Source organism: Nodosilinea sp. LEGE 07298 (assembly GCF_015207265.1).
Taxonomy (GTDB): Bacteria; Cyanobacteriota; Cyanobacteriia; order Phormidesmidales; family Phormidesmidaceae; genus Nodosilinea.
This window is the reverse complement of the sequence record NZ_JADEXE010000075.1, coordinates 1-24347: the sequence shown is the minus strand read 5'-3', so window position 1 is coordinate 24347 and position 24347 is coordinate 1. Positions and strand designations below refer to the sequence as shown.

The 24347-nt window shown below is 57.3% G+C and carries 22 protein-coding genes and 1 riboswitch; of the genes, 10 read left to right on the top strand and 12 right to left on the bottom strand.

The features are described 5' to 3' along the window. The 4 genes from IQ273_RS12470 to IQ273_RS12455 all read left to right on the top strand — a co-directional run. A partial coding sequence (locus IQ273_RS12470) for an ABC transporter ATP-binding protein (RefSeq protein ID WP_194023493.1) occupies positions 1-793 on the top strand: 793 nt, incomplete at its 5' end. 133 nt (positions 794-926) lie between these two features. Next, the gene (locus IQ273_RS12465) at positions 927-3026 is read left to right on the top strand and encodes a TrkA family potassium uptake protein (RefSeq protein WP_194023492.1); all 2100 of its coding nucleotides are present in this window, start codon (positions 927-929) and stop codon (positions 3024-3026) included. Positions 3027-3120: 94 nt separating this feature from the next. Next, positions 3121-4779, top strand: a complete 1659-nt coding sequence (locus IQ273_RS12460) for a S8 family serine peptidase (protein WP_194023491.1) — start codon at positions 3121-3123, stop codon at positions 4777-4779. A gap of 24 nt (positions 4780-4803) precedes the next feature. Continuing rightward, positions 4804-5517, top strand: coding sequence for a lipase family protein (locus IQ273_RS12455; protein WP_194023490.1), 714 nt, complete (start codon positions 4804-4806; stop codon positions 5515-5517). A 93-nt stretch (positions 5518-5610) separates the two neighbouring features. On the opposite strand, the gene IQ273_RS33655 is transcribed toward IQ273_RS12455, so the two are convergent. The 3 genes from IQ273_RS33655 to IQ273_RS12445 form a co-directional block, all read right to left on the bottom strand. After that, the gene (locus tag IQ273_RS33655; RefSeq protein ID WP_228052911.1) at positions 5611-5754 is read right to left on the bottom strand and encodes a hypothetical protein; all 144 of its coding nucleotides are present in this window, start codon (positions 5752-5754) and stop codon (positions 5611-5613) included. Between the two features lie 171 nt (positions 5755-5925). Next, the gene (locus IQ273_RS12450; protein WP_194023489.1) at positions 5926-6450 is read right to left on the bottom strand and encodes an orange carotenoid protein N-terminal domain-containing protein; all 525 of its coding nucleotides are present in this window, start codon (positions 6448-6450) and stop codon (positions 5926-5928) included. Positions 6451-6572: 122 nt separating this feature from the next. Then, a complete protein-coding gene (locus IQ273_RS12445; RefSeq protein WP_228052905.1) occupies positions 6573-7079 on the bottom strand; it encodes a DM13 domain-containing protein in 507 nt (168 codons plus the stop codon). Between the two features lie 251 nt (positions 7080-7330). On the opposite strand from IQ273_RS12445, the gene IQ273_RS12440 reads away from it, so the two are divergent. After that, positions 7331-8251 (top strand): LysR family transcriptional regulator, encoded by a 921-nt coding sequence (locus tag IQ273_RS12440; protein WP_228052903.1) that lies wholly within the window; start codon positions 7331-7333, stop codon positions 8249-8251. Positions 8252-8426: 175 nt separating this feature from the next. On the opposite strand, the gene IQ273_RS12435 is transcribed toward IQ273_RS12440, so the two are convergent. Together IQ273_RS12435 and sir are read right to left on the bottom strand one after the other, a co-directional pair. Next, the gene (locus tag IQ273_RS12435) at positions 8427-8606 is read right to left on the bottom strand and encodes a hypothetical protein (protein WP_194023487.1); all 180 of its coding nucleotides are present in this window, start codon (positions 8604-8606) and stop codon (positions 8427-8429) included. A 451-nt stretch (positions 8607-9057) separates the two neighbouring features. Then, positions 9058-9141, top strand: a riboswitch (Glutamine riboswitch). A 317-nt stretch (positions 9142-9458) separates the two neighbouring features. Continuing rightward, the gene (gene sir / locus IQ273_RS12430; RefSeq protein WP_194023486.1) at positions 9459-11396 is read right to left on the bottom strand and encodes a sulfite reductase, ferredoxin dependent; all 1938 of its coding nucleotides are present in this window, start codon (positions 11394-11396) and stop codon (positions 9459-9461) included. Positions 11397-11723: 327 nt separating this feature from the next. On the opposite strand from sir, the gene IQ273_RS12425 reads away from it, so the two are divergent. After that, positions 11724-11981 carry a chlororespiratory reduction protein 7 gene (locus IQ273_RS12425; RefSeq protein ID WP_194023485.1) on the top strand — a complete coding sequence of 86 codons (258 nt, stop codon included), beginning with the start codon at positions 11724-11726 and terminating at the stop codon, positions 11979-11981. Between the two features lie 181 nt (positions 11982-12162). On the opposite strand, the gene psbC is transcribed toward IQ273_RS12425, so the two are convergent. After that, on the bottom strand, positions 12163-13545 hold the full coding sequence (gene psbC, locus IQ273_RS12420) for a photosystem II reaction center protein CP43 (protein WP_194023484.1): 1383 nt from the start codon (positions 13543-13545) through the stop codon (positions 12163-12165). Then, positions 13529-14587: a photosystem II D2 protein (photosystem q(a) protein) gene (psbD, locus tag IQ273_RS12415; protein ID WP_194023483.1), complete on the bottom strand. Its 1059-nt coding sequence runs from the start codon at positions 14585-14587 to the stop codon at positions 13529-13531. The genes psbC and psbD overlap by 17 nt, the downstream gene beginning before the upstream one ends. A gap of 547 nt (positions 14588-15134) precedes the next feature. On the opposite strand from psbD, the gene IQ273_RS12410 reads away from it, so the two are divergent. From IQ273_RS12410 to IQ273_RS12400, 3 genes are all read left to right on the top strand, one after another. Further along, on the top strand, positions 15135-15701 hold the full coding sequence (locus IQ273_RS12410; protein WP_194023482.1) for a photosystem I assembly protein Ycf4: 567 nt from the start codon (positions 15135-15137) through the stop codon (positions 15699-15701). A gap of 97 nt (positions 15702-15798) precedes the next feature. Beyond that, positions 15799-16542 (top strand): peptidylprolyl isomerase, encoded by a 744-nt coding sequence (locus IQ273_RS12405; RefSeq protein ID WP_228052899.1) that lies wholly within the window; start codon positions 15799-15801, stop codon positions 16540-16542. Further along, positions 16535-17701, top strand: a complete 1167-nt coding sequence (locus IQ273_RS12400) for a beta-ketoacyl-ACP synthase (protein ID WP_194023495.1) — start codon at positions 16535-16537, stop codon at positions 17699-17701. Before IQ273_RS12405 ends, IQ273_RS12400 begins: the two co-directional genes overlap by 8 nt. Here the strand turns inward: IQ273_RS12400 and IQ273_RS12395 are convergent. From IQ273_RS12395 to IQ273_RS12375, 5 genes are all read right to left on the bottom strand, one after another. Next, positions 17685-19313, bottom strand: a complete 1629-nt coding sequence (locus tag IQ273_RS12395) for a sodium:proton antiporter (RefSeq protein WP_313898096.1) — start codon at positions 19311-19313, stop codon at positions 17685-17687. The two genes, IQ273_RS12400 and IQ273_RS12395, sit on opposite strands and share 17 nt — an antisense overlap. 197 nt (positions 19314-19510) lie before the next feature. Next, the gene (locus IQ273_RS12390; protein WP_194023481.1) at positions 19511-19753 is read right to left on the bottom strand and encodes a hypothetical protein; all 243 of its coding nucleotides are present in this window, start codon (positions 19751-19753) and stop codon (positions 19511-19513) included. 90 nt (positions 19754-19843) lie between these two features. Then, the gene (locus IQ273_RS12385) at positions 19844-21133 is read right to left on the bottom strand and encodes an MFS transporter (RefSeq protein WP_194023480.1); all 1290 of its coding nucleotides are present in this window, start codon (positions 21131-21133) and stop codon (positions 19844-19846) included. A 251-nt stretch (positions 21134-21384) separates the two neighbouring features. Then, positions 21385-22152: a hypothetical protein gene (locus tag IQ273_RS12380; protein ID WP_194023479.1), complete on the bottom strand. Its 768-nt coding sequence runs from the start codon at positions 22150-22152 to the stop codon at positions 21385-21387. Between the two features lie 135 nt (positions 22153-22287). Beyond that, positions 22288-23778: an aminotransferase class I/II-fold pyridoxal phosphate-dependent enzyme gene (locus tag IQ273_RS12375; RefSeq protein WP_194023478.1), complete on the bottom strand. Its 1491-nt coding sequence runs from the start codon at positions 23776-23778 to the stop codon at positions 22288-22290. 206 nt (positions 23779-23984) lie between these two features. On the opposite strand from IQ273_RS12375, the gene IQ273_RS12370 reads away from it, so the two are divergent. Continuing rightward, entirely contained in the window at positions 23985-24272 is a 288-nt protein-coding gene (locus tag IQ273_RS12370) for a DUF427 domain-containing protein (protein WP_194023477.1), read from the top strand. Positions 24273-24347: the final 75 nt, after the last annotated feature.

Below are 24347 nucleotides of genomic sequence, written 5' to 3'. Positions count from 1 at the left end.
CCCCCTACCCATCCACCCATCCACCCACCTACCTGCCCACGCACCTACCCGCTCCTCTTCATCGCCCTCCGAAATCCGCTTTGACCACGTTACCTTTGGCTATAAGGCCGACGAGCACGTGCTCAAAGACCTCACCTTCACCATTCACCCCGGTGAGAAAGTTGCCCTGGTGGGGCCAACCGGGGCGGGTAAAAGCTCGATTATTCGTCTGCTGTGTCGCCTCTACGACATTAACCAGGGGGCCATTTTGCTGGATGGCGTAGACATTCGTGACCTGCCCCAGGCGGAGCTGCGGCGGCGAATGGCGGTGGTCTTGCAGGATGGGTTTTTGTTCGCGGGCGATGTCAAAAGCAACATCACCCTGGGCGAAGACTATCCCCTAGAGGCTGTGGTAGACGCGGCTGAAAAGACCAACATCCATCGCTTAATTGAGCAGCTGCCCCAGGGCTACAATACCGAACTGCGCGAGCGAGGCACCAATCTTTCGGGGGGCCAAAAGCAGCTGTTGGCCTTTGCCCGCGCCGCCATTCGCGACCCCGGCATTTTGGTGCTGGATGAGGCTACTGCCAACCTCGATGTGGGCACCGAGGCGATGATTCAAGACGCCCTGGAGCGTCTGCTGGAGGAACGTACAGCCATTATCATTGCCCACCGCCTATCGACTATTCGCCACGTCGATCGCATTTTGGTGCTCAAGCATGGCGAGCTGGTCGAACAGGGCAGCCACGACGAGCTGTTAGCCCAAGAAGGGCTATATTCCAGCCTGTATCGTTTGCAGCGCCTGGGGGTTTAGGGAAGGGGGTGCAAGGTTCAGGGTTTATGGTTCAGGGAAGAGGACTTTCCCAAGAATCTTGTGCCCTACACCTTGCACTTTGTGCCTTAATCGCTAGACCCTTAACTCTGAGCACTGTCCATCGTTGACCGGCATGGTAACTGCGGCTCCTCAACCTGAAAAACGAGTCATTCCGCCCTCGACTGATGGCTTTTTGGTGTGCGGGTTGGGTAGCCTGGGCCAAAACTGTGTGGCCAACCTGAAGACCTTTGGGGTGCCGGTACATGCTATCAACGACACCCTGCCCGATCAGTGGGAGGTGCCCCACCTGCGAGACTTAATTGACCATTTGGAAATTGGTGACTGTCGCTCGGCAGAGGTGCTGGAGCAGGCGGGCATTCGCCAGTGCCGGGCGGTGCTGCTGGTCACCCAGGACGAGCGGGTCAACCTGGAGGCGGCGCTGACGGCGCGGGTGCTCAACCCCAGGGTGCGGCTGGTGATGCGATCGGATAAGCAAAACCTGAACGAGCTGATGGGGCAGCAGCTGCAAAACTTTGTCGCCTTTGAGCCTACACAACTCGCCGCCCCAGCCTTTGCGCTGGGAGCCTTTGGCGAAGAGCTAATCGGCTACTTTAGCCTGGATGGCCATCGGTTTCAGGTGGTAAAGCAGCGGCTAGAGCCTGGGCAGCCCTGGTGCGATCGCCGCCAGATTCACGAGCTAGACAACAGCCGTCGGCGGGTGCTGTGCCATACAGCTCATCATTGCGATCCGGAGGCGGTGGCCGAAAGCCCCTCTACCCTGTTTTACACCTGGCTCCCCGATACCCTGCTGCGGGCTGGCGACGAAGTCGTAATGATCGACTGCAACGCCGATCTGCGCGCCCTCTACAGCGACATACCCACGCCCATGCGGCAGGGGGTGTGGCAGGGAGTTGGTCAGGCGATCGCTCGCCTGACCAACTGGCCCACGCTGAAGCAATCCTTCCTTAGCCTTTGGCAGACTGGGGCCGAGCAGCAGCTGCGCCGAGTGGCGATTATCTGCGGGGTGACAGTGGTTACCCTTTGCCTGATAGGCACTCTGCTGCTCGATGCCAATGCGGCTGAAGACATCTCTATGTTTCAGGCGTTTTTGTACACCTTCATCACCTTGTTTGGCGGCTATGGCGATGTGTTTGAAGCTTTGGAAGACTTTGACCATCCTCGCCTGATGCAGGCGTTTGGAGTGCTGCTCACCATCGCTGGGGCGGCCTTTGTGGGAGTGCTCTATGCTCTGCTCACCGAAAAGCTGCTCACCCTGCGGTTTGAATTTCGAGAGCGCCGCCTGCCCGTACCCGAAAAAGACCATGTAGTGGTGATTTGGCTAGGCCGGGTGGGGCGTCAGGTACTCGATATGCTGCAGGAACTGGAGCAGCCTGTGGTCGGCATTGCGCCCCAGGCTACCGATGCCGACATGCTGACCAAAATTCCGCTGCTGACGGGCGATGTTACCGTCGCCTTAGACAAGGCCAACCTGACGACCGCTAAGAGCGTAGTAGCCGTCAGCGAAGACGAAATTCAAAACCTGGAGATGGGGCTGCTGGCCCACCGGCTCAACCCCCACTGTCGCGCCATTATTCGCACTTACGACCAGCAGTTTACCGATCGCGTTGCCCAGATCTTTCCCTTTGCCCAGGTGCTTTGTTCCTCAGCGCTGTCTGCCGAAGCCTTTGCTGGGGCGGCCTTTGGCGAGCATGTTATCGGCCTGTTTCGGCTCTACGACCAAACAGTGCTGGTCACTCAGTACGATCTTGAAACCGACGATACCCTGAGCGGGCGACTGCTGTCGGAGGTGGCCTATGGCTATGGCGTGGTCCCTCTGTGGCACCAGCACGACGGTCAACCGGGCAAAATTATGCCCGCCGAAGATGCTCGCTTGCAGGTGGGCGATCGCCTGGTGGTACTGGCCACCATTGGCGGTCTGCGCCGCATTGAGCAGGGCCATCTGGCCCGCAAAGACTGGTACATTCAGCTCGAAAAAACCGTTACCGCCAATGCTCTATTCGACGGTGCCGCCGAAATTGCCCGCGTCTCGGGCTACCGCCTAGGCGAAGCCCGTGAGTTTATGGCCCATCTGCCTGGCACGCTACCGGTGCCCCTCTATCGCCACCAGGCCCTCCGACTGGCACGATTGCTCACCCGTGCCCAGGTCAAAGCCCAGGTCATTGATCCCCCGGTTACGGCTCCCACCGAGTTCCCGTCATCACCGCTGAGCTAACCCACCGCAACATTGCGAGATCCAAAATTTTGATGCCGGGGCTAGGGCCTTTGCGATAGAGTTTGCCAAGGGATGACTTACACAGGATTTGACTATGGCTAAGCAGCGTGGGTGGCAATGGTCTAAGACCCGGCTGAGGCGATCGTCCATTACCAAGACCATGCTCTGGGCTGCAGGCATTGGGGGCCTGGTTCCTCTGGCTCTGCCGGTGCTGGCTCTGACCGAGTCGGTTGGTCCCCAGGGCATTGACGCCCGACGACTGCACGCCCCGCCCTACAACCTGACCGGCGAAAAAATTGCCATTGGTCAAGTCGAAATTGGTCGTCCTAGCCGGTTTGGCATCGATAAAGTGGCGACTGAAAACCTGCCCGTTACCGTGCGCCGGGTACTGCTGCTCGATGGCGTCGCTAACCCCAATGAGTACGTCGACGGCCATGCGGCCAACGTCGCCAGCGTTATGATCAGCCAGGATAAACTGCGCACGGGGGTGGCCCCAGAGGCGCTGCTGTATTCGGGAGCCGTAGGCCCCCTGGGCAATACCAGCGCTCAGCCCGAAGAATGTCTGGCGGCTCAGGCAGTGGCCCTAGAAAACGGTGGCGACGTGCGCGCCATTAACTTTAGCTTTGGCGAACCCCTCACCCGCGACCCCCGCTCTAATGCCGTGCTCGACGGCAACGCCCTGCTGACCCAGTGCATCGACTGGTCAGCCCGAGTGCACGGAGCGCTGTACGTGATTGCTGGTAACCAGGGACGCGGCGGCATTCCCATTCCTACCGACAACTTTAACGGCATCAACGTCGCCTACTCGCGCCAGGTCAACGGCGAGTTTAACCGCATTGATTCATCAAATTTAGGCAGCGAGCCTATTCTATCTGCCCGTCAGGGGGGCATTCCTGAAAGCAACGTCGGCCCCCGTCGCTCGATTAGCATTGTGGCACCCGGCAGCAGCATTGAGCTGATTGATCCCGATGGACAGATACGCACCTCCAGCGGCAGCAGCTTTGCCTCGCCCCACGTTGCGGGCACTATTGCCCTAATGCAGCAGCTGGTCGATCGCCAGTTTCGGGCCGGGGTACCCAACTGGCCGCTAGCAGGCCGTCATCCGATGGTAATAAAGGCGGTACTGCTCAACTCAGCCGACAAAATTAAAGATAATGGCGACGGCCTGCGCCTGGGCATGACCCGCACCCTGCTCGACAACGCCAGCCGCTCATGGCTAGAGTCTGATGCCTACCAAGACCCCAAAATTCCGCTTCACAAAGACCTGGGCACCGGGCACCTAAACGCCTATCGCGCCTACCAGCAGATCCTACCCGGTGCCTTTGGCCCCGCCGAGGCCGTGCCTGCCATCGGCTGGAACATTACCGAACTGACGCCTTTCGTGGGGGCAACTGCTGTGCATGACTACGCCTTTGAGGCTCCCCTACAGGGGGGAAGTTTTCTCTCGGCGACCCTGGCTTGGGAGCGGGTTGTCGCCCTGACCGATGCCAACCAGAACGGTTTCTATGACATCGGTGAAGACTTTACCGACCAGGGGCTCAACAACCTCAACCTCTACCTCATGCCCGCCGATAGCGACGACATTTCTCAGAGCGTGTGGTCGTCGGTGAGCGAGGTCGACAGCGTTGAACACATTTTTTATCAAATTCCGGAAACGGGCCGGTACAAACTGAGAGTTATCTCTCAGCAGCAGGTACACAACGAGCCTACGCAGCCCTATGCCCTGGCCTGGTGGACGGTATCTGCACCCTAGTTTCAGAGATGGGAGAAAGATTCAGTGGTAGATTATGCCCTCGCCCTCAAATGCGCTCGCCTTTGCCAGGAGAGCTATCGCGACTTCAGCGGACTGCGATTTTCAGCCTATCCCGATATCGATCCAGTGTTTGTTGAAAGTCAGGACAATGGCTTTACCGATACCCAGGTGGCGATTCTAAATCAGCTCAACAGCGATCGCCTCTACATTGTCTTTCGCGGATCCGATAAATCTGTCGACTGGATGAACAACGTTCAGTTTCGCCAGCAAATTTACCCCTACAGCGATGACAACACCGAAGTGAAGTTTCACCAGGGGTTTATGATGGCTTACTTTGCCGTGCGCAAAGACCTGTTAGAGGCCATGAATACCTTTACAGGACAGCATGTTATCGTCACCGGCCACAGCCTGGGTGGAGCGCTAGCCACTATCGCCGCCCTCGATATTCAGTACAACTTGGGTACAACGCGCGACCTCAGCTTTGAGGTTTATACCTTTGGTGCGCCCCGCGTGGGCAACCAGGCTATGGTCGAGTCATATGACCGGCGCATTCCCAACAGCTACCGCTTTGTCTACGGCTGGGATATTGTTACCCGCATTCCCCGCAGCTGGCAAGGCTACGCCCATGTTGAGAAAGCGATTCAAACCGGCTCTCGCTGGACCTGGAAGGTGCTGAGCAGCCGCTTCAACGACCATTCCATTGAAGCCTACATCGCTGGGCTAGAAGCCGAAGTATAGCCAGAGTCACCTGGGTTAGGACATCAATCAATCCTGAAAACGTTCAACGTTTGAACGCTCGTCTGACAGACGTCCTAATCTGATTGGCTACAGCTATACAAGACGCCCCTGAAGCACCGCTGTGAACCGCTTCAAGGCTTCCACCGCCTGCAGGGTCTCGACAGCGATGGACTGAGTATGGGCGGCGCTGTCGGTTTTTTGGGCGCTTGCACCCAACACATCATTAGCCCCCAGCATCCTTTTACAAAATGCCGAGGGCTAATGATGTTTGATAGCAAATCTTGACTGAATATCTCCGGCCCGTAGGGGCGCAGCATGCTGCGCCCCTACGGGTTTCCTGGTTATGAATCGAGGTTTACCAAATCGAATTTCGGATGAAAAGGTAAACTCCTAGACCAGTAGCGGGCTCTAGAGACTATCGGTCGTACCCGTTTCGGCTAGAGGAGGGGGGGCGGTGACGTTGCTGAAGCCCATTTGGGTGGCCGCTTCTCGCAGCAGCGAAATCTGCGACTGAAACTCCATTCCCTTAATGGCGGAAAGAATGTCATTTACCGGGCCTTCCGCCTGGTAGTCGCTGGGCATGCCGACAATTTGTTTGCCCATGGCCTGAGCCCAGCCGTACCACACCAGCAGCTGATTGTTGGCACTGAGCCCGCCGTAGCGCTCCGATGTATCGCTGTGCTCTTTTCGCACCACGCTGCGCATGGCCTCTAGCTGCTCGTCTTCTGAAAGGTCGAATAGCCCCTTAACTAACGGCTCCGCCAGCTCAGGATCGGCGGCTTCAGGCGCAGCTGGGGTGATAGAATCGCCCATCGCCTCATAGATGTAGTAGAGCAACGCCAGTTTGTCATCTACGGACAGCGCACTGTAGCGCTGAAACAGGTCGTTGGTAGATTTTTCATTAATTTCAGTTTTGCGTGTTTCAGAAGCCATAAAGCTATCCAATATCAACGCTTCACTCTAAAACGATGGCCGCTAGAGCCACATCTTTACAGCGAGGGACATAAGGATAGTCAGTCGGTAGATAGAGTTTGTAGATTCTACCGACCGACTGACTAAATCGGCGCGTAGCCAAAGGTAACGTTGAACTGCCGACACCAAATGCCTACGGTTTGATAGTCGTTGAGGTCGACACCGACAGGAATCATATACCGCTGTGCCCCAGAGAAGCGTTGCAGGGGGGCGAGGGTGACGTAATTGCCCTCAGCAATATTGACTGGCACCGCTGCGCCTTTATACAAAATCACCTCGACGGCAGGGCCGCCCGCTGTGTCAAAGGCGGCATCAAACTCTAGATACTGCTGCCCGCTGACGGTTACCAGCGTCGCGGTACCAGTGGTGGCATGGTCTTGATCTACAGTGACAAACTGCCCTGGAGCCTGGGCCAGCGTCGTCGAAACCATAGTTTCTCTATCCAGCCAGAGGCTAGGCAAACTTGCCGTTGAGGGCGCAAGGCTAGTGCCTAGCGCTACCGCCGTTGCACCAAAGGCTAGGGCTGCAAACATTAGGTTTTTCATCACATTCATCTCCAGTAGTGGGCGATCGCTTAAGGCTGTTGCCATCATCGAGGGCCGATGTGAGAATCCCCTAATCTAAATCTGAAAGCTTGGTGAGGGGACGATAAGCAATGCGGCTGGCCGATTCAGTTTTGGTTGCAGGCGGTCAATACCGTCCTAGGAGAACTGGCCAGCAATAGAGCGGATGTCGCCCGTGAGCGGTTTTGACCGTCAACCTGCTGTAGGCTCGTAGAAGCTGTACACAGTGCACTTAGAGCAGGCTGTGGGCGAAAATGCGGGATAACCATCAAAATCAGATGAAACTGTCTCAGCTGCGAATTTTAGTCGCCGTAGCCGAGCAGGAAACTTTTAGCGAGGCTGCCCTTAACCTCGACATGTCGCAGTCGGCGGTAAGCCACAGTATTTCGGCCCTAGAAGATCATTTGGGAGTGGTGCTGTTTTCTCGGGGGCGACACGGGGCGCGGCTGACTCCGGTGGGCGATCGCATTGTCAGCCACGCCCGGATTATTTTGCAGCAGGCCGAGGCGATCGCCCGAGAAGCCGAGCTAGCCCGAGGGCTACAGGGGGGCCAGGTGCGCATCGCCTCCTTTCGCAGCATTGCTATTCACCTGCTGCCCGCCGCGATCGCCCAATTTAAGCAGCGCCACCCCAACATCGCCGTCAACCTCAGCGAGCACGACAACTACCTCCAGGTCGAAAAAGCCCTGCGCGAGGGCCGGGCCGACATTGGCTTTACCCTACTGCCCGCCGCCGATGACCTCGACACCTGGGAAGTGCTCGAAAACGCCTACGTGGCCCTGTTCCCCCCCAACTTTAAGGCCGCCGGATCGCAGATTACCTGGGCCGAGGTCGCCCAGCATCCGCTGATCATGCCCCCCGCCGATCGCATCATGATGCGCGATGTCTACGACCACTTCCAGGCCCACGGCTACAACCTCAACGTGGTTTCCGAGGTCGAAACCGATACCACCATCGTCAACCTGGTCGCTCAGGGACTAGGGGCAACCATTCTGCCCCGCCTGGCCGCAGAACCTATTCCAGAGCGGGTGCAGGTGTTTGATCTGCCCGAGCCCCTAGTGCGAGTGATTGGGGCCGCCGTGCTGGGCAACGGCCTGCACACCCCCGCCATTTACGCCTTCCTGGACGTACTCAAAACCCTGGGTAACTCTGTAGCCACCGCCGTTACCCAGACAGCTCCCGTAGCCAAACCCGCTTGAGTTGCCGCCAGATGTCCACTCTGGCTCCCGCTGCACGGAAGGGACGGAACGGCAAACGCTAGAGTTATGAATTTGCAGGTTCGGGATGCCCACGGCAAAAAAAGCCCTGCCGTCGGTTAAAACAGCAGGGACCATGTCATGTCTGGTCGAAGGATTGAGTTGAAGCGCGACTGGTCTAAAGTCCGATACCAAACCCCTTGCTCATTTCTAAGCCAAAGTTAGCCAGCGTATCGGGGGTCCAGGTGTCGTTGTTGGCGGCGGTTTGAGGAATACTAACGCTGAGACCAAAAGCACCCGCCAGCCAAAGACCCAGCTGAGTGAGTTTTTGGGTTGTCCAAGCTCTAATCAGGGTCATGGTAGATCTCCAGGAGCAAAAGCCCGGTAAGTGAGTTGGTCAATTCAAATGTAGGATGGGTTAGCGATAGCGTAACCCATGCGGGCGTTGGGTTTCGTGCCTCAACCCAACCTACATCGACTTATATTTAATCACGCTTGCCTACTTAGAAGGGGTTAGCTATCTTTGCCACCTCTTAATAGTAAAAAAGCGCATCACAGACTACAAAAAGTAGCTTTCATCTCACCATGAGCAGCTTTAATATAAGCTGTCAAAACTCGGCCCAAATACTTTCGCTCTCGCTGGCCGAAGATCCTTAGAACCGTCGATACAGCTGGGTTCGTGAGCGGTCGGGCCTCGCTCCAACGGAGGCGATCGCCCTTCAATTTCAGCCTCAACTATTGCAGAAGTATACAGACGTTGTTGCCTTTGAAAAAATACGTTAAACTGTAATAGTAAACACAGAAAAAATGTCGTTCATCCTGTTCGAATCTTCAAGAACGCTACCGAAACTGGACAGGACGGAAGTAGAGAACTTCTCTCGAAGGAACGCGCCTCAACCACTTTTGCCCTGGGAGGCGAACCTAACTATGGATACTGCTCTTGTTGCCGGACTCGAAATCATTGCTGCTGTCACCGTGATGACGGTGGTTGTTTGCCCCATGCTGCTGTGGGTACTGCCCAATCGCAGCAACCCCGTGGGTTAATTAATCCAGGGGTCGGGTGCCTGGGGTTGTCAGCCAGTTTTGCTGGTACACCCCTATAGGCACCCGACCCCTTTTGCGTTTAACCTTAAAAAAGGGGGATGGATCAAACGATCCATCCCCCTTTTTGCGTCAGACTCTTTTGCGTCAGACTCTTTTGCGTTAGGCTCTAGCGTCCCGGCTGTTGCAAGTATACAGCCAGAGCATCGGCCATCACCTGGGCCATGGGTCGCCCCTCTTTGTCTGCAGTAGCCTGCAGCGTCATAAACAGGTCGTGGGAGATGCTGAGCCGGTGCCGCCCTTCCTTAGTGTGGCGGGGTTGGTACTGGTCGGGGTTGTAGGTGGCCGCAAACTGGCGCAACGCCTCAAAGCCAACGCGATCGCAGAAGTCACCAAAGCTCTCGCCCTTCTTGCGCCCGTCGCGGAAGAACACAAACAGCGGCTCTAGGGTCGTCTCGATGTCGTTGTCGTGGAGACGCTCCATATAGGTGCGGGCCAGCCGGGTCTGGTGAGGCGAGCCACCCAGCCACACCTGGTACGACTCAGGAGCACTACCCACAAAGCCTAGTTCGGCCATATAGGGGCGAGCGCAGCCGTTGGGGCAGCCGGTCATACGCACCACAAAGTGTTCGTCTTGCAGGCCCAGCTTGGTCAGCAGCCCCCGCAGACGACCCAGCACCGTGGGCATAATTCGCTCGCTCTCGGTCACGGCCAGACCGCACAGGGGCAGAGCCGGACAGGCCATTGCGTACCGCACCAGGGGGTCTAGCTCGGTCTCTTTGACCACGCCATGACGGGTGAGAATAGCCTGAACTTCGTCTTTGTCGGCGGGCTTCACCTCGTAGAACAGCACGCTCTGGTTGGGGGTGATCAGCATGGGCAGATTAAAGCGCTGCACGATCTCCTTCAGCGCGGTTTTGAGCTGTAAACCCTGGCGATCGAGAATGCGGCCATTCTCGACGGGTACGCCCACAAACCAGTTGCCGTCGCCCTGCTCGTGCCAGCCCAGGTAGTCGTAGAAGGTCCACTTGGGCAGCTTTTTGAAGGGCTTGAGGGATTTGCCGAGGTAGGTTTCTACCTGCTGACGGAAGCGATCCACGCCCCAGTCATTGATCAGGTACTTCATGCGGGCGTGGCGGCGGTTATGGCGATCGCCATAGTCGCGCTGAGTGGCCACGATCGCCTTCATCAGGTCGTAGACATCGGCCTTGTCGATATAGCCAATTTCGTCAGCGGTGCGGGCAAAGGTTTCTTCTTTATTGTGGGTGCGTCCCAGGCCACCCCCGGCCAGTACGTTGAAGCCCTTCAGCTGCCCCGACCTATCAGTGATCACCACGAGAGTGACATCGTGGGTGTAGGCATCGATAGAGTTGTCGCCGGGCACCGTTACCGCGCACTTAAACTTGCGAGGCATGTAGTGGGTGCCGTAGATTGGCTCCTCGTTGTTGTGCACCACAGTGCCGTTGCCGTTGCGCTGGCGAGCCGCCACCACGTCGGGGTGCTCTTCGGCGGAGAGAAACTTCTCGCCATCCAGCCAAATTTCGTAGTAGGCCTCGGTTTGGGGCCGCAGCAGGTCGGCAATGTTGTTGGCGTATTCCTGGGCCAGCTGGTACTCGGGCCGGTTTTTGTAGGGGGCAGGCGGTGCCATCACGTTGCGGTTGAGGTCGCCGCAGGCTCCTAGGGTAGACCCCAGGCTGCGTACGATCGCGCCAATGGTCGCCTTCAGGTTTTGCTTCAGCACCCCGTGCAGCTGAATGCCCTGGCGGGTAGTGGCCCGCAGCGTGCCGTTGCCGTACTCATCGGACAGGCGATCGAGGGTGAGATACAGCTCTGGAGAAAGGTACCCGCCGGGGTTGCGGGTCCGCAGCATCATCTGATAGTCCTTTTCCTGGCCCTTAGCGCGGTTGTCGCGGTTGTCTTGCTGATAAGAGCCGTGAAACTTAAGAATTTGAATTGCCGATTCAGAAAAGTGATTGGTGTCTTGCAGCAGCTCACTGGCCACGGGCTCGCGCAAAAAGCGGCTGTTTTCTTTAAGAACTTCCACCTTGGAGGGAGTCGGCCCAGGGGCAGAGGAAGCAGGCGTAGATTTAATTGGAGTCTGAACCATGGCGGCAGGCAAATAACCTTTCAAACAGAAAACTTAGACAGAAAGCCCTAGGCAACAGTACCGTTTTTGCAGTCTGTTTCCTGAAATCGTGGGCAGGGAATTCACCTATTCTCCGGTAAGTCGGTCGGGATTTCGGTGAATACCAATTCATCCTACCACCGGATCCAAAAGATTGGCCAGCTTACCCACCAAAATTCACAGTATGTAAGCGTGTTTACCCCTATGCTCGCCAGGGGGATGCCAGAGCATTCACTAACCGTACCCCAAAGACCGCGAAGGGGACCAGGGCGTTTACGATCAAACTAGGTTTCCTTAAGGTTTTGTCCCATGCCCGACGCCATCATGTACCAGGAAGATATGTTTGTTGTGCTGATGCCCGGTACAGCGGAAGAATTTCTCACCCCAGAGGAATTGCTAGAGCGGTTGGAGGGGCTACTGCGCGATCGCCAGCAAGACCTGCCCCGCGACCTTCAGCGCTTTGGCACCGTCGCCGACCAGGCCCAGCACCTGCGCGACACCGCCTGCGAACTGGAGCTATCCCCCGGCGAAGCCATGCAGTGGTACGTCGTGCGCCTAGAAAAATAAATTTCGTAGGGGCAAATGGCATTCGCCCTGCGCAAACGGTTGAACAGCCAATCTGTACGCGCGTACAGACAATCGCGCTACACGTCTAGCCAGGTTTAGAATTTAAGCCAACTATGAAACAAAAAAGCTCCTACCCTAGGGCAGGAGCTTTTTTGCTTAAACCGCTTGGGCTAGCCTCACCTTAGTCGAGGTCGCTCATCGCGAGTACGGGTTCAGCTTCGCGATCGATACCTTTCTCGAAGCCTGCCTCAGCCGCGCGGGCGCGACCAGCATGCCAGAGGTGGCCAATCAGGAAGAAGAAGCCCAGTACAAAGTGGGAAGTCGACAACCACTGACGAGGGTTCACAAAGTTCACAGAGTTGATCTCCGTGATCACACCACCCACCGAGTTGATGGAGGCGTTGGGCGCGTGAGTCATGTACTCAGCAGCGCGGCGCACCTGCCAATCTTGGATGTCGTTAGTGAGCTTATCCAAGTCAAGGCCATTGGGGCCACGCAGGGGCTCCAGCCAGGGACCTTGGAAGTCCCAGAAGCGCATGGTTTCACCACCAAAGATGATCTCACCGGTGGGAGAGCGCATCAGGTACTTACCTAGACCAGTGGGGCCTTGGGCCGCACCGATGTTGGCACCCAGGCGCATGTCACGCACTAGGAAGGTCATCGCTTGAGCCTGAGAAGACTCGGCGTTGGTGGGACCGTAGAACTCAGAGGGATAAGCGGTGTTGTTGAACCACACGTAGCAAGAGGCAATAAAGCCCATCAGGGACAGAGCGCCCAGGCTGTAGGACAGGTAGGCCTCACCCGACCAAATCAGGGCACGACGCGCCCAGCCAAAAGGCTTGGTCAAGATGTGGAAAATACCGCCGCCAATGCAGACCAGGCCGACCCAAATGTGGCCACCGATGATGTCTTCCATGTTGTTGACGCCGACAATCCAGCCGTCGCCACCAAAGGGAGAACCCGCCAAGTAGCCAAAGATAACAGCCGGGTTGAGGGTTGGGTTGGTGATGATACGCACATCCCCACCGCCCGGAGCCCAGGTGTCGTAAACACCACCAAAGACACAGGCTTTCAGCACCAGCAGCAATGCACCACAACCCAGCAGGATCAGGTGATAGCCGATGATGTTGGTCATCTGGTTCTTGTCTTTCCAGTCGTAGCCAAAGAAGGACGAATACTCCTCCAGCACTTCGGGACCACGCAGGGCGTGGTAAACCCCACCCAGACCCAGCACCGCCGACGAAATTAGGTGCAGTACACCGACAACAAAATAGGGAAAGGTGTTGATGACTTCACCACCAGGCCCTACACCCCAGCCGAGGGTTGCAAGGTGAGGTAGGAGAATAAAGCCCTGCTCATACAGAGGCTTATCGGGAACAAAGTGAGCTACTTCGAACAGGGTCATAGCCCCTGCCCAGAACACAATCAGACCAGCGTGGGCCACGTGGGCACCCAGCAGCTTGCCGGATAGGTTGATTAGTCGAGCGTTACCAGACCACCAGGCGAACCCGGTCGATTCTTGGTCGCGCCCAGCAATATACGAGTTGCTAGAGAGCGTTACCACGGGGGAGTACCTCTTCGGGGAATACAAACTTCTCATGGGGCTGGTCAGTCGGAGCCATCCAAGCCCGAATGCCTTCGTTCAGCAAGATGTTCTTGGTGTAGAAGGTCTCAAATTCAGGGTCTTCTGCCGCCCGGATTTCCTGCGACACAAAGTCGTAGGCCCGCAGGTTCAACCCTAGACCTACAACACCTACCGCACTCATCCATAGACCGGTCACTGGCACAAACAGCATGAAGAAGTGCAGCCAGCGCTTGTTGGAAAACGCAATACCGAAAATCTGTGACCAGAATCGGTTCGCCGTCACCATCGAGTAGGTCTCTTCAGCCTGGGTCGGCTCGAAAGCGCGGAAGGTGTTGGCGTTCTCGCCGTCTTTGAACAGCGTGTTCTCTACGGTGGCACCGTGAATGGCGCACAGCAGCGCTCCACCTAGAACACCCGCTACGCCCATCATGTGGAAGGGGTTGAGGGTCCAGTTGTGGAAGCCCTGGAAGAACAGCAGAAAGCGGAAGATGGCCGCTACCCCAAAGCTAGGGGCGAAAAACCAGCTCGACTGGCCCAAGGGGTACATCAGAAAGACGCTGACAAATACCGCAATCGGGGCCGAGAAGGCGATGGCGTTGTAGGGCCGCAGGCCGACCAGACGAGCCACTTCGAACTGACGCAGCATAAAGCCAATCAGGCCAAAGGCTCCGTGCAGGGCGACAAAGGCCCACAATCCGCCCAGTTGGCACCAGCGCACAAAGTCGCCCTGGGCTTCGGGTCCCCACAGCAGCAGCAGGGAGTGGCCCAGGCTAGCGGCTGGGGTGGACACAGCTACAGTCAAAAAGTTGGCACCTTCTAGGTACGACGACGCAAGGCCGTGGGTGTACCAGGAGGTGACAAAGGTGGTGCCGGTTAGCCAGCCCCCGACGGCCATGAAGGCGCAGGGGAACAGCAAAATCCCGGACCAGCCGATAAATACAAAGCGATCGCGCTTTAGCCAGTCATCTAGGATGTCGAACCATCCTCGCTGGGCTTGCGCGCGTCCCATTGCTATGGTCATGTCAAATCCTCTTTATATGACATCCAATCCATAAGGTCGCGGCTCTGTTAGATCCAGTTCAATTCTAGATTTGAATCAAGCCTGGCAGAGCATTGCCTCAGAGCAGGGGTTTATATCTACTAAGTATTCCAGATATTAGAGCCAGGGAAAAAAATATTCCCAACCTAATAACGATAACCCTGCCAGAGTCACACCAGTTAACCCCTAAAGCCAGACTCTGAAGCCAGGCTGAAAGAGGCCAGGTTTCTATTTATGATAAGGAGTGTTCTAATTTTTTACAATCTGATACGTAAATTCTCATGTGGGCGGGCCGGGATGTTTGCCCTGGTGACGATAGTTGAGGGCCTGGTGTCTGAGTGCCCCTGGGGCACCGGGGTTTAGACTAGGACTATCCACTGTTTGGTATAAGGTGATGGTGGGTGATAGCTCTGGCCCGCTGAATTAAACGTAAATTGGCTATATACCCGTAGCAGCTTGGGTCAACAGCATCGCTACTCTCCTGACTGTTTTGCTTAGCGTTTTCAATGCGTTTCCCCATTAACTATCTATGACCGCCTCTATTTCTTCGACTCAACCGCAGACTTTGAAGCGCAACGTGCTGGGGGCTCGCCGCCTGAGCAACATTTTTTGGGCCACAGTACTTACCCTGGGCGGGCTGGGGTTTGCCCTAGCTGGGGCCTCTAGCTACCTAAAGACCAATCTGCTGCCCTTTTCCGACCCAACCCAGCTTGTCTTTATTCCCCAGGGCATTGCCATGGGCTTTTACGGGGTGGTGGCCCTGGGTTTGGCCACCTTTCTGTGGGTGGTGATTAGCCTGGATGTGGGCGGCGGCTACAACAGCTTTGACAAGGACAGCAACCGTCTCCAGATTGTACGCAAAGGGTTTTGGGGCGAAAACCGCCACATTGAAATTGAGCACCCCTTAGACGACGCAACGGCGGTAAGGGTGGCCATTAAAGAAGGACTCAACCCTAAGCGCACCCTCTATCTGCGGATTAAGGGGCGGCCTGATATTCCTCTGACTCGCGTTGGGCAGCCCATTCCGCTGTCTGATCTAGAAAATCAGGGGGCTGAGCTAGCGCGGTTTTTGCAGGTGCCCCTAGAGGGTCTGTAGACACTTCGGCAGGCAAGTTCTCGATCGCCCTACCCCAGGCATTAATCCCTTGAGATAACATGGGGGGTCGGTTGCACTATTAGGAATTGACGTATTGATGGCTTTCTCTATGCGCCCTTTTACCCTGGCCCTGGCGGCTCTAATGACCCTGTGGCTGGGCGCTTGCGCTAATTCTGCCAATCTGGAAGCGACCTCTAGCGACGCTCCCCCGGCTCCTGGTGTATCGGAGTTGGCCGCGTCTTCAGCTGGCCTGCCGGTGCTAGACGGGACGGCCACCGTGGAGATGGTGGTGAATGGTAGCCCCATTGTGATGGAGCTAGACGGTACCAACGCCCCTATCACCGCCGGTAACTTTGTGGATTTGGTGAATCGTGGCGTCTACGACGGACTGGTATTTCATCGGGTGGTGCGTGACCCAGAGCCCTTTGTAGTCCAGGGTGGCGACCCCCAGAGCAATGACCCCAGCGTGCCCGCGCAGCAGTTAGGGACGGGGAGCTTTATCGACCCTGATACCCAGGCACCTCGCTATGTGCCGCTAGAAATTACGCCAGCGGGGGCAGAGGAACCAATCTATAGCAAGACGTTTGAGGAAGCCCGGATTGGCGAAGTTCCGGAACTACCCCACACGCGTGGGGCTGTGGCGATGGCGCGATCGCAGGCGGTAGACTCGGCCTCGGCCCAGTTTTACATTACCCTGGCGGAACTGCCCTTTTTAGACGGTAGCTACGCGGTGTTTGGCTACGTCACCAGTGGTATGGAGACCGTCGATGCCATTGAGCAGGGCGATCGCATTGAGTCGGCGCGGGTGATCGAGGGGCTGGAGAATCTGAAGACTGAGTAGGCAGCAACTCAAGGGACACCGGGTTGTTGTCAGCGGTCTGGGGCTGGTTACGGCTCTAGGGACAACGGCGGCAGCGACTTGGGAAACCCTTCTGGCTGGGAAATCGGGCGTTTGTATGGGGCAGCCGTTTTCGGAGCTGCCGCCTCGGCCCCTGGCAACGGTAGGCAATGCGCCTGCTGACCTGGAGGATCTTTTGGGGTTGACAGTGGCCGAGGCGATCGCCGATGCCCGCCTGGCCCTGCCTCTACCAGACTGCGGTGTGGTAATTGGCTCTAGCCGCAGCTTTCAAAGCCGCTGGGAGCGGATGGCAGGGCAAAACTCTTGGGATGAAAATTCCTGGCTGGAGGCATTACCCCATATGGGGGCGATCGCCGTTGCCCGCCAGATCCAATCCCTCGGCCCGGTGCTGGCTCCGATGGCGGCCTGCGCGACAGGGCTAACGGCAATCTTTCAGGGCTACGAACTGGTGCGGCGGGGACAGTGCGATCGCGTTGTAGTCGGTGCCGCCGAAGCGCCCATTACTCCTCTTACTCTGGCGGGCTTTGAACAACTAGGTGCCCTGGCCGCTACCGGCTGCTATCCCTTTGACTTGCAGCGGGAAGGACTGGTGCTAGGGGAAGGGGCGGCGGTGCTGGTGCTAGAGTCGGAGGCATCCCTAAAGGCGCGATCGGGGCCACAACCCTACGGCTGCATTTTAGGAGCCGGATTTAGCACCGATGCCTACCACCGCACAGCCCCAGACCCAGAGCTGAGGGGTAGCCGTTTGGCGCTAAAGACCTGTCTTAACTACAGTGGCCTGAAGCCAGATCAGGTGGGCTATGTTCACGCCCACGGAACGGGGACTCGGCTCAACGATGACCACGAAGTGCGGCTCATACAGTCAGGATTCTCTCAGCTGCCGTGGATGAGTTCGACCAAGGGGGCGACGGGGCACACGCTAGGGGCTTCGGGCGCGATCGGGGCGGCGGTTTGCCTGCTGGCGCTACGGCATGGGGTGCTGCCGCCGAATGTAGGATTCCGAGGCCAGAGCATTTACCCAAACCTGGTGGTTGAACCAACCTTCACCACTTTGGATGCAGCACTGTGTTTTAGCTTTGGCTTTGGTGGCCAGAATGCAGTGCTTGCCCTGGGGCGGTCTAAACCTAAGAACCTGAGTTAAATTCTGGAGGCTGCAGTGCTTGCGGCACCACCAGCGGCGGCGCTTTTTTAATCCACCCCTCCTGCACAAAGGCGCTGTAGGCCGCAGATTCAATCTCCAGCAGTTTTGCCTGGTGCTGCTGGCGCATAAAGGCTTCGATTTGGGGATGGGTGGTCTGGAGGTTACGCAAGGTCTCGTTGACCTGTTCAAGCTTGGCTTTCACCGCATCTAGCTCCCGCTGGTGCTCTTGGGGGCTGACAATGGCTTGCCGATCTGATTGTTGGAGGTGGGTGAGCACCTGGTTCAGAGCCGATCGCTGCGCCAGCAGTTCTAGATAGTCGGTATGGATCTGCTCATCTTCGAGGAGATTCAAAGCATCTAGCAGAGGCTTGGTGGTAAGGCCCTGCACCAGCAGAGTAAAGAGAACAACGCCAAAGGAATTGGAGATAATCTGCTGGCGATCGCCAATTATATCTGGCAGGCTCAGGGCCAGGGCGATCGCCACCGAGCCCCGCAGGCCCACCCACCACAGCACCGTCTGGGTAGCCCAAGGAATGGGGTTGCGGGTGACAAGGCCGCTGATGGCGCTAAAGCCAAAGATCGCAACGGCGCGGGAAGCGAGGACAGCTGCGATCGCCACCAAACTCGTATCAATATGCTCCAAAAAATACGGAAACAGCACCTGATCGCCTAGCAGCAAAAACACAATCGAGTTGACCAAAAAGATCACAAATTCCCAAAACTCGATCATGGTGGGCCGCTTTTGGGGGCAAGTGCCCGACACCAGGCTGAGGTTGCCGATCACCAGCCCCGCCGCCACCACCGCAATCACCCCAGAGCCGCCTAGATCTTCTGACAGCAGGTAGGCCCCGTAGGCGGTGACCAGACTAAGGGATTGCTCGACCCAGCCTAGATCGTATCGCTGGGTGAGCAGGGCAACGGCGGTGCCAATGGCGCAGCCCACCCCCAGGCCAATGGCGCTGACCAGCAAAAATTGCAGCAGCGTGGTGGATAGGTCGATGGGCTGGGGGTCGATGGCCTGCTCTAGCAGCACGCTAAAGGCCACCACGGCGGCCCCGTCGTTAAACAGGCTTTCGCCTTCGAGCAGGGTGGTAAGACGCTTGCCCGCCCCCACCTCGCGAAATACCCCCAGTACCGAGGCCGAATCGGTGGCAGCCAGACAGGCTCCGGTCAGCAGGGCGGTCGTCCAAGAAACCTGCATCCAGTGGTGCAGCGCCCAGCCAATGCCGACAATCGACACCGGCACACTGCCGATCGCAAACAGGCTGCTAGGTACCAGTTCGCGCCACAGGTCGGGCCACTTCATCTTCCAGGCCGCCTCAAACAAGATCGGCGGCAGAAAGATCAGCAAAATCATTCCCGGTGAGAGATCGATCAGCCGCACCTCTACCAGAGCCAGTCCTAGCCCCACCACCAGCAACAGCAGGGTATAGGGCACCTGGCGCAGGGGGGCAAAAATGCGCGGCAGGCTAGCGGCACTAAGGGCCACTAACAGCACCGGCAAAAATTCTTTTAAGTTGCGCTCAATGGCTAGATCGCCCGCATCGGTGAGCAGACTCATGCTCACCGGGCTGAGGGGAACGAGCCATTGAGCAAGGGTAGAATCTACCACAACACTTGAAACGGTGACGGCAGGGTTGGGTGTCGGGTTATCAGAGGTCGCCCGACATTTGCTTAGACTCCCTAGTACTTGACCAGGTCGGTTTTGAAAGGCTCTAGCGGACTAGGCTGCAGATTTTGGATTCACACCCGACCTTGAACCGAAAACTCTGAATCCTACTCATGGGTCATCTCTGTTTTGGTGAACTACTAGGCCAAACTATTAAAAAACTTCATTGCCATCTGGGGTAGGTGGCTGACCTCAAACCATAGCTGCCTGGGGGTAATGCCAAACAGGTATTGCAGAGCGACAACAATCGCCACCAGGCCAATCAGGGGAACCAGCCCTACGCTTAGAATTCTGAAGAATAGCTGGGAAACTAAAACAACGACGGCGATCGCCGCAACCAGCAGCACCAGCTGAGAATCGACAGAATTAAACAGAGCATCCATATAGCCTGAAGCCTTTTAGCAAATAATAGAAAATTTGAGCAAATTCACGCCATAGTAACCCAGGAGTTTGCACCAGAGTTGTTACGGCGATCACGAAGGGCCTGCCGATAGCTCGGGGCCAGGGCTTTCCGCCACCGAGGACGATTTAAGCCGCATCGTCTCAAACACCCAGAGCAGGGCAATGCACACCGTTGCGCTCAGCCCTACCCCCAGCCAAAACCGCTGGGCCACCACCGCTGATTGATCCATTGCCCAGCCCCCCAGCAGCGGGCCAATAAAATAGCCCACCGTCCAGCACTGGGAGCTGACTGCGATGTAGGCCCCCCGCAGCGAGGGCGGGGCCAGGTCAGACACCGTAGCAATAAAAAAGGGTTTGTAGGCCACCGACGCCACCGATAGCAGGCACAGCGCCACCACCGCCCAGATAAACTGCGCCCCCGCAAAAGTACCCGCCGCCCATAGCAGAGCAAAGCCCATACCCCACAGGGCGATCGCACCACTTAGCACCCAGATTCTTCGCAGGGGCGCAAGCAAAGTCGTGGTTGGAATTTGCACCACCGCCCCTACGCCGATGTAGCACCAGGTAAACAAGCTGGCGGTACTGCCCACCGACACTCCCGGCACCGGGTCGCTGCCCGCCAAAAAGTTAGTGAAGTAGAGCGGAATTGTACTGGTGATCAGAGCCACATAGGTCGTGAAAAAGGTATTAGCGGCCATAAACACCAGCAGCGCTTTGTTCTTCAACGCGCTGAGGAGGCCGCCGCCAGCGCCTTCAGATTGGGAACGGGGCTGGTATTCGCCCCCCATCGCCCCCTGCACCAGCGCCAAAAAGATCAGAAACATAAGGCCGCAGCCGACAAAAATCAGCTCGGGGTCGGCGGCTACCGCCGTCAGCAGCGCGCTACCGCCCAAGACGCCCAAACCAATGCCCACATACTCGGCCACCCCCATAACCGCAAAGGCGCGGCTGCGGTCTTCCGGCTCAGTAACATCCATCACCGCCGCCCCAGAGGCCGTCCAGTAAAAGCCCAGGCTAATCCCTAGCACAAAGCTAGCCACCACTAGCAGCCATAGACTGTGGGCAATCAGCAGCACCCCCGACACCACAACGCCTAAAATCGCGGCCAAACTGAGCACCGCCTTGCGCCCAAACCGGGGCGAGTCGGCCAGGGTACCGCCGATGAAATGTCCACCGACCTCAGAAACGGCGCACAGGCTGAGGGCAAACCCCACGGCGGTGGCCGAAAACCCCATCTGGTTGACAAACAAAATAGGGATGTAGAAGTTAATTAGTCCATAGCTCACCTGAATTAGCAGTCGCCCGATCGCCTGAATCGAGACCTGGCGATTGGATAACTGCAGCACGGTGGAAAATGTCATAGGAGCAGCGAAGGCAACAAGGCGGCGATAGCCAGAGTTGGGTTGGGCAGGAAGAATAGTCAGGCTTTCTAGCCTCACAGGTTCATTCAACGAGCGACGACCCCGGACGTCTGTGTCCGAGGCTGCACAATGACAAAGGATTGGTATCGGGTCTAAGGGATGGAGGGATCTGATCAAATGGCTTGTAAGTTAGGCATCCAGCCTGACTGCGGACAGCCGGGACGGCTATCCCACAAGAGCGAGGCCTTGATCTAAGCGATTTCGCTAAAGACATAGACCATGGCCGCCATCGCCAGCAGGGTGACCATAGTGCCGACCACCTCGATTTGCACCGGGGACCGGCGGTGGGCGGGCCGTAGCCAAAAGTTGAGCCAGCGTACAATTCGGGGCATTACCACTAAGGTGAAGATGCAGGTAGTAATCAAGTTGTTGGCCAGCATAGCGCTGGCCGGGTCCCAATCCTCAAATACGCCCAGGCGCTCCAGAATGAAACCCTGCACCATGATGATCGGGTACAGCCCCAGCACCACCGCCAGAATTTCCTTCCAGGCCGGAGGACCAAGCCCAGTCAGTTCTTCCCCCGACTGGTCGCTAAACCAACCCTGCATGCCAGTCTCAAAGGAGGTGAATTTGTAGGAGGTAAAAATGTTGCGCCCCGCTTTCAGCAGGGCTTCGCGATCGCTCGACTGTAGCCACTGCCGCAGCTGATCGGGCTGCTCAAAGTGCAGCACTGTGTACCATTTCAGGCAACCCTCCTGTATGGCCAGGGGGCGATAGCGATCGGCCCGCAAAAAACCCTGCGAGCGCTGGGCCGTCTTCACCATCCGGCGGTGCCAGCTGCGAAAGGCCCAGTTCTTGTTGCTCGGCACAATGTACTCAATGATGACGCTGGGGCTGGGCAGATCGGGACTGGCGTCTTTGCCAAACATTGCCCCCAGTCCGTCCGATGTCGCCAACCGCTGGCTGAGCCGATCTCTCAGCCGCATGAGATTTGCCGTCACCGATTCCTGTAGAGCCATGATGCCCGAGTGTCCTTTAGAAGCCCATCCCCAAAGCTGTATTCAGTATACAGTCGCAGAAACTGAGAGTTCTTGAAATGTCGCGTCTTTAAGCATAGGTCTATCTACATAAGAATCAGCCTATCTAAGGGCTGACTATCGGCCATCCTGGGCTACAACCCGGAATCTTGCTGGTGCGTCGCCGCCAGTGACGTATCCCCCCTGCTGTTTGATGGTGGTCAGGTGGGCGATCGCACCTTCGCCAATCACTTCCCCCGCCACAATAGTTGGTATGCCAGGGGGATAAGCCGAGATCGTATCGGCACTAATGCGACCTAGGGCAGCGCCAGCGTCAACGGTTTCGATCGCAGCAAAGAACGCCTCGCGAGGCGACACCACGGGCAGGGTAAACGACGCATCCTGTTCTATTAAGAGCTTTTGCGCCCCTGTATTAACAGGGGCGATGGTCATCAGTTGCCCAGCGGATTGCTCTGCCAGGACTTGAAAGCCTGCTACACCGTGCCGCACATCCTCTAGAGTATTGCCCAGACTGACGATGAAGGTCAGGTGCCGCAGCTCTGGTAGCTCAGCGGTGACGCCCAGCTCGGTATGGAGAATGTCATCGGCCTCTAGCCCCGTGATCCCCAAGCCCGACACATCCACCGTCAGCCGAGTCAGATCCAGGTCGCTAACGCTGGAGAATCCCGTCACCGCCGATTTGTCGATCACCAGCAGGCCGGGGATTGCCGCTAGTTCCTTTCGCATTTGCTGGGCCAAATCTAGGGTGTCAGACAACAACGCCTTGCCCTCAGTCGCCATCTGGTGACGGGCCGCATCGAGCGACGCCAGCAATAGGGAATTGGGGCTAGTGGACTGGGTGAGCTGGAGCGACGCTTGCAGGCGAGAGCGATCGATACTGTCGCCCTGGATGTGCAACATGGCCGCCTGGCTCAGCGCCCCTAAGACCTTATGAGTTGACTGCACCACTAAGTCAGCCCTCAGGGCCAGGGCTGGGGTGGGCAGATCGGGGTGAAAGGCAAAGTGGGGGCCGTGGGCTTCGTCGATGAGTAGGGGAATGCCGTGGTGGTGGGCGAGGGCTGCGATCGCCCCCACCTCCGAACAAACCCCGTGGTATGTGGGCGATACCAACAGCACCGCGCGAGTATCGGGGTGGTGGGCTAGAGCAGTGGCAACCGTTCCGGCCTTCACCCCCAGCACCAAACCCAGGTCTGCCCTGTACTCTGGAGACACAAAAACCGGCATTGCTCCCGCCAGCACCAGCCCCGCAATAACCGAACGGTGGGCATTGCGCGGCACAATAATCTTCTCACCAGGGCCAACAGTAGCCAGAATCGCCGCCTCAATGCCACAGGTCGAGCCATTAGTGAGAAAGTAGGTGCGATCGGCCCCAAACGCCTCGGCAGCCAGCTCCTGTGCCTCAAGAATCACCCCCTCGGGGGCGAACAGATTGTCCAACTCCGGTAACTCTGGCAGATCCGCCGCTAGGGCCGACTCCCCCAGCAATTCCCGCAGTCGAGGCGATGCCCCTTGCCCCCGCTTGTGCCCCGGCGCATAAAACGGAGCGTGGGATCGGCGGCTACTGGCCTGCAATGCCGAGAGAATCGGGGTTTGCGATTGATCGAGCATGGCGGTACAAGGGATCAATTAGCCTGGCCGTGTAGCGGTTTTTGCTTTTGACAAGATGTTCTTTCAGTAAGACCTGATCCCCCCAGTTTCTCGCCGTTAAAGACCCACTACGTACTCCCCTTAATAACGGGGGCAGGGGGGATCTCCACCCGCGCCACCTACCCCAGATTCGCTATAGTCTGAGATGCAGATCTGGAGAACATCCCATGGCAAAAGCTACCTGGAACGGCGTTGTACTGGCTGAAAGCGACGCTTGCGAAGTGGTCGAAGGTAACCAGTACTTCCCCCCCGACTCGCTAAAGATGGACTACTTTAAGCCGATCGGCAAAACCACTGGCTGCCCCTGGAAAGGCACCGCCAGCTACTACGACATTGTGGTAGACGGTGAGACCAATGCCGGTGCTGCCTGGTACTACCCTGAGCCGAAGTCCGCCGCAGAGAACATCAAGGGCTACGTGGCGTTTTATAGCAACAAGGTGAAAGTAGAGGCTTAAAGAGCAAGGGGGCAGGGGAGATGAAGGGAGAGGAAGCTTAAGGAGCAGGGGGGCTAGGGAGCTTGAGGAGATGGG